The sequence below is a fragment of the Muriicola sp. E247 genome, from assembly GCF_041358175.1.
In the GTDB taxonomy this organism is placed as follows: Bacteria; Bacteroidota; Bacteroidia; order Flavobacteriales; family Flavobacteriaceae; genus Muriicola.
Window position 1 is genome coordinate 76,217 of the sequence record NZ_JBGKBE010000011.1, and the last position, 17,027, is coordinate 93,243.

Genomic DNA, 17,027 nt, shown 5'->3' on the forward strand with positions numbered 1-17,027 from the left:
CTTTATCTTCTTGTAAAAATCAGATTGCCTCCTGCATTAAAATTCTCAACATCCAATTCCTGAGCAGAAACAACCATTTCATTTCCTTCTATAGAAACGTCCAGTGATACCGTGACCTGATTTTCATCCACAAAGGTTAATACCCCTTCAGAATAGGTATAAGTAGTTGTTTGTGTATCCCTTTGAGATGGACAAGGCACTTCCAAACCGGTTCCTCCGGCGTTAACTCCAATCTCCAGGTAGTTGGAGGCGTCTTCCGTAACCAGGCTAAGGTCCTGATTAAAAGTCAGGCTCACCAGAAAGCAATCCTCTGATGCGAGTTCACTCAGTATCACCTGTCCGAATTCTTCTTCATCAGAAGCTGTTTGTTGGTCAATATCAAGAGCTGTCAAATCCCAGGTTCCCAGGATAGAATCAGAAGATCCTTCGTTCATTTTGTCTGTTGAACAGGCACTAAAAAGTAAACTTGCAAGGAAGAACAACACATAGGTATTTCTCATAATCACTTGATTTTATCTATTTCTAAAAACGCACAAATAACGGGAAAAGTATAAGAATAGTGTTAGTCAATATATATAATGAGTGCTAGCATTGGGATTGTGACTGCCTGTCAGCTTTAAAAATGTCGAGAAAAAAATGAAAAAGTAGAAAACAACCATTTGTAATTCAACTTAATAATTGTACATTTGCAGCCCGTTAAACGGGAATGAAAAGTATAATTCTTAAATAAAATCGTAGTGGATACATTGAGCTACAAGACTGTTTCAGCTAACAAAGCTACTGTTCAGAAAGAATGGTTGCTTGTAGATGCAGAAGGACAAACGCTTGGAAGAATGGCCTCTAAAGTGGCTATTATTCTAAGAGGGAAGAATAAACCTAACTTCACACCTCATGTGGATTGCGGGGATAATGTAATTATTATAAACGCTGAAAAAGTACAGTTGTCAGGTAATAAATGGGAAGATAAAACCTATATCCGACACACAGGTTATCCTGGCGGACAGCGTTCCCTTACTGCTGAAGAATTGAAAGCAAAAAATCCTGCCTCGGTTGTTGAAAGAGCTGTGAAAGGAATGCTTCCTAAAAACAAATTAGGTGCTGAATTGTTCAGAAACCTTAAAGTATATGCAGGAGCAGAACATCAGCAGGAAGCTCAGAAACCAAAAACTATTAATCTTAACGATCTTTAATAATGGATGTAGTTCATAAAATTGGCAGAAGGAAAACAGCCGTAGCCCGTGTTTATCTTTCTAAGGGTAAAGGAGCCATTACCATCAATAAAAAAGATCTTAACGAGTACTTCCCAACCGCTACTCTTCAATACAAAGTAAAGCAGCCATTCGCTCTTACAAACAATGAAGACAGCTATGACGTTAGTGTAAATGTCTACGGTGGAGGAATTACAGGGCAGGCAGAAGCTATCAGACTGGCATTATCAAGAGCTCTATGCGAAATTGACGCCGAGCACAGACTGGCCTTAAAACCAGAAGGTCTTTTAACAAGAGATCCAAGAATGGTAGAGCGTAAGAAATTCGGACAGAAAAAAGCCCGTAAGAAATTCCAGTTCTCCAAACGATAATTTTATAACTCGTGCTCTTATGAGCACACATATAGTAACCCAAGTTCATTGAAAGTCCCTTGTCATGGGACAATTAAAATTCTGAATTGAAGCAATGTCTTTATCAGACATCAGCAGATTTGGAAAAATTTAGTTTAGCATCTAAATGGTAGAGGCGTTCTGTTTCAGAATACCACTCGCCCATTGCTAATTCATAAGAACGTAAACTAATTAAAATGGCAAAAAAAGCAGAAGTAAAAAATCTTTTAGAAGCGGGTGTACACTTCGGTCACCTCACAAGAAAATGGAATCCCAATATGGCCCCATATATTTATATGGAGCGCAACGGGATCCACGTTATCAACCTCTACAAAACAGCAGCAAAACTTGAAGAAGCCTCTGAGGCTTTGAAGAAAATTGCGGCTTCCGGAAGGAAAATATTATTTGTTGCTACAAAAAAGCAGGCGAAAGACATCGTTGCAGAAAAAGTAGCCAACGTTAATATGCCTTACATCACAGAACGTTGGCCTGGTGGAATGTTAACCAACTTTGTTACTATCCGTAAGGCCGTTAAGAAAATGGCTTCCATTGACCGGATGAAAAAAGATGGCACGTTTAATACCCTCTCGAAGAAAGAGAGATTACAGGTTGATCGCTTACGTGCGAAACTTGAGAAAAACCTAGGATCTATTTCGGAAATGACCAGACTTCCAGGTGCACTTTTTATTGTCGATACAATGCGTGAGCATATCGCAGTAAAAGAAGCTCAGAAACTCAACATTCCGATCTTCGCCATGGTAGATACAAATTCTGATCCACGTCCGATCGATTTTGTAATTCCTTCGAACGACGACGCATCAAAGTCGATTGAAATCATCATGACACATGTAACCAATGCAGTTGCTGAAGGATTAACGGAGCGTAAATCCGAGAAACAAGCTGCTACAGAAGGACAGGAGCCAAAGGCACCCAAAGCCAAAAAGAAAGAAACTGAGGCAGTAAAAGAAGAAAAAGCTCCAAAAGCCAAAGCAGCTCCAAAAGCAGAAGAAAAAGAAAAAGTTGCTAAAAAAGAGGCCCCTAAAAAGACTGAGAAAACAGCTGCAGACGACCTGACCAAGGTAGAAGGAATTGGCCCTAAAATTTCGGAGGTTTTTAATAAAGCAGGTATCAACTCTTTTGCCGAATTAGCTGGGAAGTCTGAAGATGACCTTAAAGCTATCCTGGCCGATGCAGGTTCGCGCTATGCATCAAAAAATCCCGCATCCTGGCCCAAGCAGGCAAAAATGGCTGCTGAAGGAAAATGGGACGAATTAAAGGAATGGCAGGATAATACCAAAGCCGGAGTAGAATAAATTAAAATTAACATGCAGATTGCCATTTTCCGGCATCTGAAAAAAACAATATTATGATGGTAAAAATTACCGCCGCTGATGTAAATACATTGAGAAAGACTACCGGAGCCGGTATGATGGATTGTAAAAATGCACTGGTTGAAGCTGAAGGTGATTTCGACAAAGCGATCGAAATCCTTCGTAAAAAAGGACAAAAAGTGGCTGCCAAAAGAGCAGACAGAGATTCTTCAGAAGGTGCCGCAATCGCCAAAGTCAATGCCGATAAAACAGCAGGAGTAATCATCTCTCTGAATTGTGAAACCGACTTTGTAGCCAAGAACGAGACATTTGTTAGTCTGGCAACAGAGCTGGCAGAATTAGCCCTTCAGTATGATGATAAAGATGCTTTTCTTCAGGCCAATTACAATGGAATTACCGTGCAGGAGAAACTTACTGAACAAACCGGAGTTATTGGTGAGAAGATCGAAATAGGTGGATTCAGAAAGTTATCTGCCCCATTCGTTGGATCTTACATCCACGCAGGAAACAAGATCGCAACCCTGGTTGGACTGTCAGCTGCTGTAGAAGGAGTTGAAGAAGCTGCCAAGGACGTTGCTATGCAGGCAGCGGCTATGAATCCTGTAGCTTTGGATCAGAGTGGCGTTGACCAAGAAACTATCGATAAGGAGATTGAGATTGCCAAAGATCAGTTAAGGCAGGAAGGTAAGCCAGAAGAGATGCTGGATAAGATCGCACAAGGAAAGCTTAAGCGATTCTTTAAAGACAATACACTGGTAAATCAGGACTTTATCAAAGACAGCAAAAAAAGTGTTGCTCAATATGTGAAATCTGTTGACTCCAGCCTGGAGGTAACTGGTTTTGAGCGGGTTGCACTAGGATAAATAGTACATTTTATATCTTTAAACCGCCTCTCTTTTAGAAGGCGGTTTTTTTATTGCCCTAACCAGGCCCGTCTTAAGGAAATTACCTTCTCCGAAACCGAATCCATCTCAACTATTTTTCTTTCAGTATATATAGGTGTACCTGCCTTGCCCTGCAAGTCAATGAGCTCTCCATCTCTCATCACGGTCATCCGGATATCTTTCTCCGCATCCCAGCCAAAACTCTCCCCAACTATCGTCCTCATACTGTCAAGCGTGATAGTAGTGTCATTTATTTTAATGATTATATCTCCTCCTTTTGCCCCCAGGTCCTGAAAAAAGGAATTCAATTCCATACCCTTTTGTACAAATATGGTATCCAGATCACCGGGATCTGCATCTATGTAGGGTATCTGACCTAAAAAGAAATAGGAGGCAGGTTTTTGGTCCATCTCCAGTTTCAACCCTACTTTTTCCAGGTAGATCGGATAAGGTATCGGCTCTTTTCCCTGAACGTGCTTTTCAAAGAATGATCCTATTTCGGGGTAAGTCATCGCAACAATCTCACCAATCAATTCGGGATCATCAAATGGGGTATCTTCGTTATAGATTGCTGAAAGTTCTTTCATTAACCATAATACACCCTTCTCACCATTACTTTGTTCCCGAAGAAGTATGTCGAGACACATATTGATCAATGCTCCTTTTTCATATACATTCAGGTAATTTTCCTTGAAGGGCGACTCCAGGATCCTCTCACTCATAGTGGTAAAGGACATGCTGTCATCGTAAACCCTGGAATTCGATATTTTTTTTGCCATCCTATCATAAAATTCTTCAATTTCAATAAGTCCTTCCTGAACTTGAAAAAAGTTGGCAAAATACTCGGTAGTCCCCTCATACATCCACAAATGCATTGACATATCAGGTTCATTAAAGTTGAAAAACTGTATTTCTCTCGAATGCACTGACAAGGGCGTCAGGGTGTGAAAAAATTCATGAGAGACAATATCCACCATAGATTCATCGAGTACTTGCTTTGGCAGTGCTTCAGGCAGAACTACAACAGTTGAAGTGTGGTGTTCAAGGGCCCCGTATCCGGTAGCATCAGAATCGGATATCTGGGCAAGGTATAATAGAATGGTATAAGTCTTTGTACCGCTGACTCCCCCCAGGAAGGCTTTCTGAGCTTTTATCATGGCCTCCATTTGAGGTCGGAAGTCCTTGGCGCTATATCTCCCTGTAGGAGAATATACACTCAGAGTTACACTTATATCAGAAATCTTAAAAGTCTCTGTATTAGCCCTGGCAAATAAAATAGGGTTATCAACGAGCTCGAAGTACCTTTTCGCTGAAAAGTTGTATTGACCTTTATCTGTAATTTCTGCACTGATTTCATGTAGGGAAGTGGCAGGTTTCAGCTCAGAAGGAGAAACAATATTCAACTCATAGGGAACTTCTTTAAGGCCTTCAAAATACCCAACAAATCCGTGGAGGTTAAGCAGGAAATTCTCCCCAGCTGCAATATTTGTGCCCGCAGGTGAAAACACGGCTTCCTCCACCTCCAATTCGGTATCAAAGGTATCATTGACATAGTATGTAACCTTGTCGAGTTTTTTCGCGTCCGAAATCAGCCAGCTGTTAACATCTTTCCTGCTGATATTCATAGGCTCAGCATCGTAATCGAGAGCGACAAAATCTTGCACATAAGCTCCAAAATTGTCTTCGCTATAAGTTCCCGGGATGATCCTGGGAATCAGAAAAAGAATTTCATCTTTACCTATCTGGCCCGGATCAACCACTACCATTACTTTATCATCCAGAACTTCCACAAGATCAATCTGTGCTTTTATCGGCATTATTGCTCCGGGGGAAGGAAGTTTTGCAGCTCCACAACCCAGGAGTAAGGCTAACAGGAGTAATACATACAGGTTTTTAAACATCTGATAACTATTTAATGTGCAAGTTCTGGAAAATCCGACGAAGGCCAACAGATTCGCCTCGAATATTTTAACTATTTTTGTTTCCAAATCGATACAATAGGATGGCATACAAACGGATTCTTCTCAAACTTAGCGGGGAAGCCTTAATGGGCGAAAAACAATATGGAATTGATCCCACCCGACTAGCAACTTACGCTGAAGAAATCAAAGAGGTTGTAGATAAGGGAATTGAAGTAGCCATTGTGATAGGGGGAGGAAATATATTCAGAGGTCTCGCTGGAGCCAGCAGCGGAATGGATCGTGTACAGGGAGATCATATGGGGATGCTTGCCACCGTAATCAATGGGCTTGCTCTTCAGAGTGCTCTTGAGGACAAAGGGGTTCAAACCCGACTTCAATCGGCTATAAAAATCAATGAAGTAGCCGAACCTTTTATCCGCAGACGTGCTATGCGCCACCTTGAAAAAGGAAGAGTAGTGATCTTCGGAGGAGGAACAGGGAATCCGTATTTCACTACCGACTCTGCGGCTGTGTTAAGGGCTATTGAAGTGGAGGCCGATGTGATCCTGAAAGGAACCCGCGTAGACGGAATTTATACCAGCGACCCGGAAAAGGACAAGACGGCTACCAAGTTCGAAACGATCTCGTTTAACGATGTATTGAGCAAGGGACTGAAAGTGATGGATACTACAGCCTTTACTTTAAGTCAGGAAAACGAGTTGCCGATCGTGGTCTTCGACATGAATAAAAAAGGGAATCTTTTAAAGATCGTGTCAGGTCAAAATATTGGTACAGTCGTAAATCTTTAATTTTTCAAAAAATTGTGTTACTTTGTTTTTAAATTGATTTTATGAACGAAGAGGTAAATTTTGTCATAGATACAGCCAAGGAAAGTATGGATGGTGCCATTTCACACCTGGAGAAAGAACTGGTGAAAATCCGGGCAGGAAAAGCGAGCCCTGCCATGCTCTCATCTGTAATGGTCGACTATTATGGCTCACAGACTCCGCTTTCCCAGGTTTCCAATATCAATACTCCGGACGCCCGTACGATATCTGTTCAGCCCTGGGAAAAAAGCATGCTGCAGGTTATAGAAACGGCGATTATGAATGCGAATCTAGGGTTTAATCCTATGAACAATGGCGATTTCGTGATTATCAATGTTCCTCCACTTACTGAAGAGAGAAGGTTACAATTGGTTAAACAGGCAAAAGCCGAAGCAGAAGATGCCAAGGTAAGTGTCAGAAGTGCAAGGCAGGAGGCCAATAAGGAAATTAAAAATCTCGATGTTTCAGAAGATTTGGAAAAAAACGCCATCATCGATATTCAGGAACTAACCGATAGCTACGTAACTAAAATCGACCAGATCCTAGACCTGAAAGAAGTCGAGATTATGAAGGTGTAGGTTCGGAATCCCCAATCAAAGACTCCCTCCGTCCTTAAAAAAGTACATAGCCAGAATAGCTAGTACAAGGGCTATAGTGCAAAGCACAATTAGAATCCTGTAGATTTTCCGTTCAAACTTCCAGAACTTTTTGTGCTGCGACATTTCTTTTCTGCTATATTACTTCCTTTCAAATCTATAAATGTACAGCTTCTTGGCATATTCCCTTTAGTGGTATTTCCTATTGGGAAACTAGGAACACTGCCACGCATTTTCTACCTTTGACGGCGTTTGAAAAGCCTAGGTCAGGAATAGGATTTATCCCGTATTTAGAATTCAATACAAGAGACTCCACAAACAGTACCGGGCCTTTTTACATACAATATGGTAGCTAAGCTCTCACAAAATTTTTGGCCGAGGACCGCAAGGATCATCCTGAGAAACCGGATCCTGATTTTGGTGATTATTGCCTCCATTACTGTATTCTTTGGCTTTCAGTGGCAAAACATGCGTTTTTCCAATACGGAGGCCAATCTCCTTCCCGATGACCACCCCATCAATCTTGAATACGAGGAATTTCTGAAACAATTTGGAGAAGAAGGAAACGCCATTGTACTAGCCATCAGAGATACCACCCTTTTTACTCCCGAAAATTTTAATCGCTGGAATGTCTTAAGCAAGCAGCTTGTTGCTTTCCCTGAGGTAGAATTCGTCATCTCTACCGACAATCTACAGGAGCTGGTTAAGGACAATGAGAGTCAGGAGTTTGTATTAACCCCGTTTCTCAAAGAGGAGCCTGAAGACCAGCAGACCATTGATAGCCTAAAACAACACTTGTTTAACAATCTTCCTTTTTACGATAAGTTGCTTTTCAATAAGGAGAGTGAAACCATCAGAACCATTGCCTACCTCGATAAGGATATTGTGAATACTTCGGTCAGGAAGGATTTTATCCTCAACGATTTTACTACTCTGGTTTACAATTTCGAGATGGAAACGGGATTAGACGTACGGGTTTCCGGCATGCCCTATATCCGAACGATGAATGCCCAGAACATTATCGATGAGATCGGGATGTTTATCACCGCAGCTCTGGTAGTTACATCTCTGATTTTCTTTTTCTTTTTCAGGAGTTTCCGTGCCACACTAATTTCCATGTGTGTGGTGATCATTGGGGTGATGTGGGCGTTTGGTATACTTGGCTTACTGCAATATGAAATTACAGTGCTTACGGCTCTGATCCCGCCCTTGATTATTGTAATTGGTATCCCCAACTGCATCTTCCTGATCAACAAATACCAACAGGAAGTTAAAAAGCATGGCAACCAGGCGCTCTCACTGCAAAGAGTAATTTCCAAGATCGGGAATGCCACCTTGATGACCAATATCACAACAGCTTCCGGTTTTGCAACCTTTATCATAACTGATAGTAAACTCCTGACCGAGTTTGGTATCGTAGCTTCAATAAATATCATCTTTATTTTTATCCTTTCCCTGCTGATCATTCCTATCATATATAGTTTTATGGCCCTTCCTAAAACAAAGCATCTGAAACATCTCAACAAGCGATGGATAGACGCCTTTGTCAATTGGATGGAGCGGATTGTTCGGGAAAGAAGAATTGGTGTATACGTGGTTTCAGTGCTATTGCTTGTTACAAGTATCATTGGTATTTATCAAATTCGGATTTCGGGCAGTCCAATAGAGGATATGCCGAAAAGTGCGCAGTTTTACAAAGACATCCGGTTTTTTGAAGAAGAGTTCGACGGCATTATGCCCGTTGAGATTGTGATCGATACCGATAGGAAGAATGGGGTTCTAAGACCGGTAAACCTGCGAAAGATGGATGAGCTGGGCGAAAGGATAAGGGAGTTCCCCGAATTGTCAAATCCCACATCTATAGTTGAACTGGTTAAATATTCCAAACAAGCCTTTTACAACGGGATACCAAAGTATTATCAGTTGCCCACTTCCCAGGAGAATACTTTTATCATGGAAGTAGCCAGGAAGTCGGAAGGTAATGGCGATTTACTGAAGAATTTCGTCGACAGTACCGGGCAGGTTGCAAGGATTACAACATTTATTAAAGATGTAAAGACGGAAAGAATGGAAGAGATTGAAGCCAGATTACTGGAAAATCTTGAAAAGATCTTTCCCGAAGAGCGATATAAAACTTCCATGACAGGAAAGGCGCTACTGTTTCTAAAGGGAACGAAATATCTGGTAAAAAACCTGATACTATCTCTTACCCTGGCCATTGGCCTTATTGCACTTTTTATGGCCTATTTGTTCCGTTCGTTCAGGATGATCGTGATCTCACTGATCCCCAACCTGCTACCCCTTGTAATTACTGCCGGAGTGATGGGATTTGTAGGGGTACCCATTAAGCCCTCTACTATCCTTGTCTTTAGTATTGCATTTGGAATATCGGTAGATGACACTATACATTTTCTGGCAAAGTACCGACAGGAATTAACAGCCAACCACTGGAGAATTCAAAAATCTGTCTATGCCGCCCTCAGAGAAACCGGGGTAAGTATGTTCTACACCTCAATTGTACTTTTCTTTGGCTTTTCTGTCTTTGTACTCTCCAGCTTTGGTGGGACCGTTGCCCTGGGTGCTCTTGTTTCGGCCACCCTGCTTTTTGCCATGCTGGCCAATCTTATCCTCCTACCCTCTTTATTACTTTCTCTTGAACGCAGCATTGCCAACAAAGAGGTATTGAAAAAACCACAGATTGATATCCTTCCCAAAGATGAATTGCCGGAGAGTGAAAGTATATAGGTTTAACAGCAAAACTGGCAAATAATAGCGAATGTTCGGGGTATGTAGTTTTCACCAAAGGATTATCTTTGCGTCGAAATAGAATTACCTGGTAATGAAGCATATCAAAGAGCTATTAAAAGAATCCCCTGAGGAACAAATCGTTGAAGTCAATGGTTGGGTAAAAACCTTTAGAAGTAATAGATTTATCGCTTTGAATGATGGATCGACACTTCACAATATTCAGTGTGTAGTTGATTTTGAAAATTTTGACGAGGCTTTGTTAAAACAAGTTGCCACGGGGGCAGCTTTGAAGGTGAAAGGGAAGTTGGTTGCCAGTCAGGGCAGAGGACAGGCCGTTGAGATCCAGGTCACCGAACTCCATATCCACGGTACGGCAGATGCCGAGACTTATCCTATACAACCCAAGAAACACTCCATGGAATTTCTGCGCGAACAAGCGCATTTAAGAGTGCGAACCAACACCTTTGCCGCTGTAATGAGGGTACAATCTGCCCTGTCATTTGCTGTTCATCAGTATTTTACACAAAATGGATTTTATTGCATGCACGCGCCCATCATCACCGGTTCTGATGCGGAAGGTGCGGGAGAAATATTTCGCGTTACTACTTTGGATCTAAAGAACCCACCCCTCACTGAAGAAGGCGAAGTGGATTTTAAAGAAGACTTTTTTGGCAAAGAGACCAATCTTACGGTTTCAGGTCAATTAGAGGCAGAAGCTTATGCCATGGGTCTTGGAAAGGTTTACACTTTTGGTCCTACTTTCCGTGCTGAGAATTCGAATACCTCAAGGCACCTGGCTGAGTTCTGGATGATAGAGCCGGAAATGGCCTTTTACGATCTGAAAGACAATATGGACCTGGCGGAAGACTTTATAAAAGAAGTACTGAAGTATATTGTAGCACATTGTGCCGAGGATCTCAACTTTCTGGAAAAACGACTACTCGATGAAGAAAAGACAAAGCCCCAGGCTGAACGAAGCGAACTTTCCCTGCTTGACAAGTTGCGTTTTGTAATCGACAACGAATTCGTGAGGATTACCTATACCGAAGCCATAGAGATACTAAAGAACAGTAAGCCCAACAAAAAGAAGAAATTCCAATATCTCATTGAGGAATGGGGGGCTGATCTTCAAAGTGAACACGAGCGATTCCTAGTCGAAAAGCACTTTAAGTGCCCTGTCATTCTCTACGATTACCCGGCCAAAATAAAGGCTTTTTACATGCGGCTGAACGAGGATGGAAAAACTGTAAGGGCCATGGACATCCTATTTCCGGGGATTGGTGAGATCGTAGGCGGTTCCCAGAGAGAGGAGCGCTTAGATGTACTGTTAGAGAAGATTAAAACCCTGGGTATAGATGAGAAGGAACTCTGGTGGTATCTCGACCTTAGAAAATACGGTACAGCAGTGCATAGTGGATTTGGCCTTGGATTTGAAAGGCTTGTTCAATTTGCTACCGGAATGGGCAACATTCGGGATGTAATTCCGTTTCCTAGAACACCGCAGAATGCGGAGTTCTAAAGGTAAATTCGTTACTTTTATGTAACGAGAATTTTGTGCCCCTAATGCTAAAGCAACACTTACAATTTAAACTTTCGCAAAAGCTATCTCCTCAGCAGATTCAGCTGATGAAGCTTATTCAATTGCCTACCCAGGCATTTGAACAAAGGCTAAAACAGGAATTAGAGGAAAATCCTGCACTGGAATCGGGGAAAGAGGAGTCGAGCACCTACGAAGATGAGTTTGAAGAGGCTTACGATGGGGAAAATGACAATGACACCATCAATACTGAAGATATCAATATTGATGACTATCTGAGCGATGATGAGATTCCTGAATACCGTACCAGAACCAGTAATTACAGTGCTGATGATGAGGAGAAATCTGCACCCTACGCCGCCGGCATCTCCTTTAACCAATACCTGATCAATCAGCTTAATACTTTTTACTTAAGCGATGAAGAATGGTCCATCGCCGAGTTTTTGGTAGGAAGTGTAGATGAAAGTGGATATATAAGACGTCCGGTGAGCGATATTTTGGACGACCTCGCTTTTACTCAGAATATATACACCGATGAGAAGACCATTGAAAAAGTACTAAAAATTGTGCAGGAGCTCGATCCTCCCGGTGTGGCTGCTCGTTCTCTGGACGAATGCCTGCTCATTCAGCTGAGAAGAAAAGAACCAAGTCAGGCTATTGATCTGGCCATTCTTATTCTCGAAAAATCCTTTGATCATTTTACCAAAAAGCACTATAAAAAACTCCTGCAGAAGCACAACATTTCAGAAGAGGACCTGAGAGAAGCCATATCGGAAATTGAAAAACTCAATCCCAAACCCGGAGGTTCTTATTCGGGAAATAACAGAATCATTGAGCATATTGTTCCGGATTTCTCCATACGTATCGTCGAAGGGGAACTCGATTTGAGCCTGAACAGCAGGAACGCACCGGAACTTCATGTTTCCAAGGAATACAGCAATATGCTGGCAGGTTATAAGAGTGCTAAAAAGCGTTCTAAGTCTCAAAAGGATGCCGTTCTTTTTATCAAACAAAAACTCGATGCGGCCAAGTGGTTTATCGATGCCATAAGACAACGACAACAGACGCTTTTTATAACCATGAACGCCATCATGGAGTACCAGAGGGAATATTTTTTAAGCGGGGACGAGCGAAAATTACGCCCGATGATCCTGAAGGATATTGCTGATACCATCGACATGGATGTATCTACTGTTTCGAGGGTGGCAAATAGCAAATATGTTGACACGCCTTATGGCACAAAGCTCATCAAGGAGTTCTTTTCCGAATCTATGAAGAATGTTCAGGGGGAAGATGTCTCAACCAGAGAAATAAAAAAGATTCTGGAAACAGTGATCAGGGATGAGTCGAAACGAAAACCCCTTACTGATGATAAACTGGCTAAAATTCTCAAGGAAAAGGGCTATCCTATCGCCAGGCGGACAGTAGCGAAATACAGGGAACAGCTGGGAATTCCGGTTGCCCGATTAAGAAAAGAGATCTGATGCGATTGCTCTCCCAATTGGTGTCTTATATCTTCCATCCTATTTTTGTGCCCCTAGCTGGCACTATATCTTATTTTCTGATAACGCCCAAGTACACTACTCTGGAGATGAGAAGCGGGAATATTCTGCCCATCTTTATCCTGACAATAATAATTCCCATTCTTTGTTTTTTTATCCTGAAAAATCTAGGGATCGTCAAGACGATTTTCCTTTCGCGAGCTGAGGAACGTAAGTACCCATTGATGATCAGCCTGATCCTCTTACTGATGATCCTCCTAAAGGTGATTCCGGACCATTATACTTTGGAGTTGTACTTTTTCTTTTTAGGTCTGATCGCCGCAACCAGCACCAGCCTTTTATTGCTGCTGATCCCTTTTAAAACCAGTCTCCATATGATGGGCGTGGGAAGTATTCTGATGTTCCTGATTGCTTTAAGCATACATTTTGAACGCAATATTGTGGTGGGGATAAGTCTTATGATCTTTGCCTCCGGCCTGGTGGCCTCTTCCAGGCTTTTCCTTAAAGCACATAGCCGTACTGAGCTTTTAATTGGTTTTATGGTAGGTGTGGTTTCCCAGCTGCTTACCTTGAAATTCTGGCTGTAAATAAGGATATCCGCCCTTGTCAGAGGATATAGAAAATAAATCCGATCCTCAGTGGAGTAAAGGTCAGGTCTTCACCGGAATCAAGTTGCAAACCGTCTTTAAATAGGTTGTTGAGGGCATAATAAATGTGGATATTAAACGTATTATACCCAAAATTTGCCGTAAGTCCGTATCTGAAGTTCTCGATATCAGTGACGTAAAATGAATCCTTGTATTCCGTGGTAACTAATTTAGATCTGGCACCAACGACGTAACCTAATTTCGCCCCGGCGTAAAACCGCCAGAATTTATATTCTGTGGGCGTAGAATTCCGAAAGCGAATTTCAATAGGTAGCTCAATCAGATGTGTTTCTAACTTATTGCGTTTTGTATTAAGATCGCTGCTGAGCAGACTGTATTCAAAGCTGTCGTCGAGTTCGCTGACTTGCAGGTTACTGTAATAGGAATTAACAGCATATCCCAATCCTATTCCCAGTCCCATATTTCTTTTGGAATTTAAAGGGAGGTCTTTAATAAATCCCAATTGTAAACCATAGGACAGATTTTGCTGATTAACACTTTCAGGCTTATTCAGAATTAAATTGTACGTAAGACCTACATAGAATTGATCCTCGAGATAATCCGGGTCTCCATCCGGAATTATCTCCTGTGCCAACAAGGGAGAGGCAAACAGGAAGGCAGCAAGTAAAATCAGGCGTATTCGCATATTCCTAAAGGTAGAATATTTACATAAAAAGACATATACAGAAATAAAAAAACGCCCCTTTTTATGGAGCGTTTTAAAAATATATTCTTTAGGATATTACTGTACGTTCCTGAAGGCATCTCCTTCATAGGTTGTATAATTTACCTTTAGGGCGTTTACCTTTCTCAACTCCTGCTTTATATCTGAGATAAGTCCCATACTGGCATCCTTATCAACTTTTAAAGCGGTAGTAAGTACATTTTGTAATTCCTGTGGTTTCTTTGCTCTTTCTTCCAGGATAAAATCACCAACATCAGTAACATTGGCAAACTTATCATTGAGCTGGATCTTAGGCTCTGTACCGAAGACTTTCTGATAATCTCTGGTAGGTTTCCCGACATAGATATACAATACTCTGTCTTTTTTCTCCAGCTTTTTTACCTCACTTGCATTTGGCAGAACATTCTCTACCATTAGCGAACTGTCTTTCATGGTAGTTACAGTCATGAAAAAGAACAAGAGCATAAATACAATATCAGGAAGGGAGGCTGTTGATACAGCCGGAAGATCCCCGTCTTTTTTCTTTGTGAATTTAGCCATAATCTGTTGTTCCTTAAATTAGTTTGAAGTAGAGGTTTCTGCTTCCGAGAGTTTTTGTGGAAATAATTCCTGAATTTTCTGAACTTTTTCCTTCAGTTCATCCCGAATACTGGATGGTGTTTCCGGATTGAGGAATTCAGCTTCCATATCGGTAAAATCCCTGCCGAATAAACGCTGAGCTTCCCTGTTCCGCAACTCGTTATAAGCGCCTACCAATTCATTCTGTACGGTAATATATGTGCCGTATTTTGTTTCCCGGTCATTCTTAAGGGAAATAATAGCCTTAGTAGGGTTATCGGAAGAAGACTCATCTCTACGTCCTTTGCAGTAGTTACAACTACCGTCTCCGCCATTGTCAAGAAAGGCCATGGCCTTGGAGCGAAGGTCCTTGAGATTTGTCAGTTCCTCTTCAACTAACAACTGACCGCTTTTGTTGATATTCACCGTGAAGATATTCTTCTGTTTGATCACAACGTTATCCTCCGGTGGTTCCATTGGCGGCAACATCCGGTCTAAACCTGCATCTGTTTCAATGGTGGTTGTTACCAGAAAAAAGATAAGTAACAGAAAGGCAATGTCTGCCATAGAGCCTGCATTTACTTCTGGTGGTCCTCCTCTTCTAGACATAGCTTAAAATTTATTATTTATTAGTCATCTTTTTAACCCCTCCCCATAGCATAGAAACTACGGCGATTATAACCAGCAGGAAAAAGAGATTCAAGCCAGTTCCTATATTCTTTACTGTGTCCTCTGTTGTAGGGATCCCCCTTCTGGCCATTTCGTCCAGGTTTACATCCGTACCTGAGGAGATTGCATAAGCAAAACCAAGAACGATCAGAAATGCTCCGATAACTATCAGGGTTTTCTTTAACTTCTGAGGGTGGGCGAATAGGTTTACCAGGGTAAAGACTAAACTTACTACCACCGCGATAGCCAATAAGATATAGGTAATGGTAAACATCCCGGTGATGGCCACACTTTCTACAGCTTCGGACGCTGGCATATCCCGCCCTGGCAATTGATACCAGAGAATTGCGGAGAGCAGACCCAAAACAGCCAGAACTATTTTTACAATTTTATTCATAATATCTTGTATTTAGAGTCTTATTATTTTTTGTGATCTACCAGCATATCGATCAGGGTGATCGATGAGTCTTCCATATCGTTAACAATACCATCGATCTTAGCAATGATATAGTTGTAGAATATCTGAAGAATGATCGCAGTAATAAGTCCAAATACTGTTGTTAATAAAGCCACCTGAATATCGCCGGCAATAAGGGAGGCACTTAAGTTACCTACTGCACTAATTTTCTGGAAGGCCTGGATCATACCAATTACCGTTCCCATGAACCCAAGCATGGGTGCAATAGCGATAAATAAGGACAACCAGGATACGTTTTTCTCTAACTGACCCATTTGAACACCACCGTAAGCTACAACAGCCTTTTCAGCGGATTCAACTCCTTCACCGGCCCTGTCGAGACCCTGATAATATATTGAGGCCACAGGTCCTCTTGTATTTCGGCAAACTTCCTTAGCAGCTTCTATACCACCGGAAGCCAGAGCATCCTCTACCTGTTGCTTTAATTTATCAGTGTTAGTGCTGGCCATGTTAAGGTATATAATTCTTTCAATAGCCACTGCCAGTCCGAGAATCAAACATAGGAGAACAATCCCCATAAACCCGGCACCACCCTGGATAAATTGCTCCTTCAATACCTGAGTGAAGCCTTTATCTTCTGCCATGTCTTCAGCTGGCGTTTCCTGAATCGTCATTACTGCGGTTGCAACAGTGGCAGACAGATTAGAAACCATTGCATTCGCTTTTGCGCTTACCGTATTTGTACTTAGGACAAATAGCCCAGCCATAGCCAGGATCGAGAATAATCTTTTCATTTTGTTCAACTTGAATTTAGTTAGTTAATAGGATTTAAAGATATAAAAAATAAACAATTAATAATTAAATGTCTTGCGTTAAGAATTGATAAAACGTTATAAAATTGTCATCTTGACAAATATAAGTGGAAAAATTAGAAATCCTAATTTTTGTAACTCATCATTAAACAATATGTCCGTGAGCAGCAGTTAGACAGAGATTGACTCGCTCGCCACCTACTTCCCACTTTACTTAAACGGCAATACATTCATGAACGTTTCTGCTGCGCAGAAATCCATTTGCTCACTCTTCCTTAGGATTCAGTCGCTGCGCTCCTGCTTCCCAAAATGATA

General features: G+C 41.6%; 17 protein-coding genes. 10 read left to right on the forward strand and 7 right to left on the reverse strand.

The features are described from left to right. Window positions 1-2: 2 nt before the first annotated feature. A complete protein-coding gene (locus ACA086_RS13610; protein ID WP_371003897.1) occupies window positions 3-500 on the reverse strand; it encodes a hypothetical protein in 498 nt (165 codons plus the stop codon). Between the two features lie 237 nt (window positions 501-737). On the opposite strand from ACA086_RS13610, the gene rplM reads away from it, so the two are divergent. The 4 genes from rplM (at window position 738) to tsf (ending at window position 3,791) form a co-directional block, all read left to right on the forward strand. Then, entirely contained in the window at window positions 738-1,190 is a 453-nt protein-coding gene (rplM, locus tag ACA086_RS13615) for a 50S ribosomal protein L13 (RefSeq protein WP_371003898.1), read from the forward strand. A gap of 2 nt (window positions 1,191-1,192) precedes the next feature. Further along, the gene (rpsI, locus tag ACA086_RS13620; protein WP_371003899.1) at window positions 1,193-1,579 is read left to right on the forward strand and encodes a 30S ribosomal protein S9; all 387 of its coding nucleotides are present in this window, start codon (window positions 1,193-1,195) and stop codon (window positions 1,577-1,579) included. A 215-nt stretch (window positions 1,580-1,794) separates the two neighbouring features. Then, the gene (gene rpsB / locus ACA086_RS13625) at window positions 1,795-2,910 is read left to right on the forward strand and encodes a 30S ribosomal protein S2 (protein WP_371003900.1); all 1,116 of its coding nucleotides are present in this window, start codon (window positions 1,795-1,797) and stop codon (window positions 2,908-2,910) included. 56 nt (window positions 2,911-2,966) lie between these two features. Beyond that, window positions 2,967-3,791: a translation elongation factor Ts gene (tsf, locus tag ACA086_RS13630; protein ID WP_371003911.1), complete on the forward strand. Its 825-nt coding sequence runs from the start codon at window positions 2,967-2,969 to the stop codon at window positions 3,789-3,791. Window positions 3,792-3,841: 50 nt separating this feature from the next. Here the strand turns inward: tsf and ACA086_RS13635 are convergent, their stop codons facing one another. Further along, window positions 3,842-5,713: a peptidase M61 gene (locus ACA086_RS13635; RefSeq protein WP_371003901.1), complete on the reverse strand. Its 1,872-nt coding sequence runs from the start codon at window positions 5,711-5,713 to the stop codon at window positions 3,842-3,844. Between the two features lie 101 nt (window positions 5,714-5,814). On the opposite strand from ACA086_RS13635, the gene pyrH reads away from it, so the two are divergent. The 6 genes from pyrH to ACA086_RS13665 all read left to right on the forward strand — a co-directional run bounded on the left by pyrH (window position 5,815) and on the right by ACA086_RS13665 (window position 13,510). Next, window positions 5,815-6,522: a UMP kinase gene (pyrH, locus tag ACA086_RS13640; RefSeq protein WP_371003902.1), complete on the forward strand. Its 708-nt coding sequence runs from the start codon at window positions 5,815-5,817 to the stop codon at window positions 6,520-6,522. Window positions 6,523-6,563: 41 nt separating this feature from the next. After that, entirely contained in the window at window positions 6,564-7,118 is a 555-nt protein-coding gene (gene frr, locus ACA086_RS13645; RefSeq protein WP_371003903.1) for a ribosome recycling factor, read from the forward strand. A gap of 363 nt (window positions 7,119-7,481) precedes the next feature. Further along, complete coding sequence (locus ACA086_RS13650; RefSeq protein ID WP_371003904.1) at window positions 7,482-9,881, forward strand: RND family transporter; 2,400 nt, start codon at window positions 7,482-7,484, stop codon at window positions 9,879-9,881. A gap of 94 nt (window positions 9,882-9,975) precedes the next feature. Then, window positions 9,976-11,403, forward strand: coding sequence for an asparagine--tRNA ligase (gene asnS / locus ACA086_RS13655; RefSeq protein WP_369746921.1), 1,428 nt, complete (start codon window positions 9,976-9,978; stop codon window positions 11,401-11,403). Window positions 11,404-11,447: 44 nt separating this feature from the next. Next, window positions 11,448-12,905, forward strand: coding sequence for an RNA polymerase factor sigma-54 (gene rpoN / locus ACA086_RS13660; RefSeq protein ID WP_371003905.1), 1,458 nt, complete (start codon window positions 11,448-11,450; stop codon window positions 12,903-12,905). Next, window positions 12,905-13,510, forward strand: coding sequence for a hypothetical protein (locus tag ACA086_RS13665; protein WP_371003907.1), 606 nt, complete (start codon window positions 12,905-12,907; stop codon window positions 13,508-13,510). Before rpoN ends, ACA086_RS13665 begins: the two co-directional genes overlap by 1 nt. Window positions 13,511-13,529: 19 nt before the next feature. Here ACA086_RS13665 and ACA086_RS13670 read toward each other — a convergent pair whose 3' ends face one another. The 5 genes from ACA086_RS13670 to ACA086_RS13690 all read right to left on the reverse strand — a co-directional run bounded on the left by ACA086_RS13670 (window position 13,530) and on the right by ACA086_RS13690 (window position 16,694). Beyond that, window positions 13,530-14,216: a porin family protein gene (locus ACA086_RS13670; RefSeq protein ID WP_371003908.1), complete on the reverse strand. Its 687-nt coding sequence runs from the start codon at window positions 14,214-14,216 to the stop codon at window positions 13,530-13,532. A 96-nt stretch (window positions 14,217-14,312) separates the two neighbouring features. Further along, a complete protein-coding gene (locus ACA086_RS13675; protein WP_369746917.1) occupies window positions 14,313-14,795 on the reverse strand; it encodes an ExbD/TolR family protein in 483 nt (160 codons plus the stop codon). Window positions 14,796-14,813: 18 nt separating this feature from the next. Next, window positions 14,814-15,422, reverse strand: a complete 609-nt coding sequence (locus ACA086_RS13680; RefSeq protein ID WP_369746916.1) for an ExbD/TolR family protein — start codon at window positions 15,420-15,422, stop codon at window positions 14,814-14,816. Window positions 15,423-15,435: 13 nt separating this feature from the next. Then, window positions 15,436-15,879, reverse strand: a complete 444-nt coding sequence (locus tag ACA086_RS13685; RefSeq protein ID WP_369746915.1) for a hypothetical protein — start codon at window positions 15,877-15,879, stop codon at window positions 15,436-15,438. A gap of 23 nt (window positions 15,880-15,902) precedes the next feature. Continuing rightward, a complete protein-coding gene (locus tag ACA086_RS13690; protein WP_369746914.1) occupies window positions 15,903-16,694 on the reverse strand; it encodes a MotA/TolQ/ExbB proton channel family protein in 792 nt (263 codons plus the stop codon). Between the last annotated feature and the right edge of the window lie 333 nt (window positions 16,695-17,027).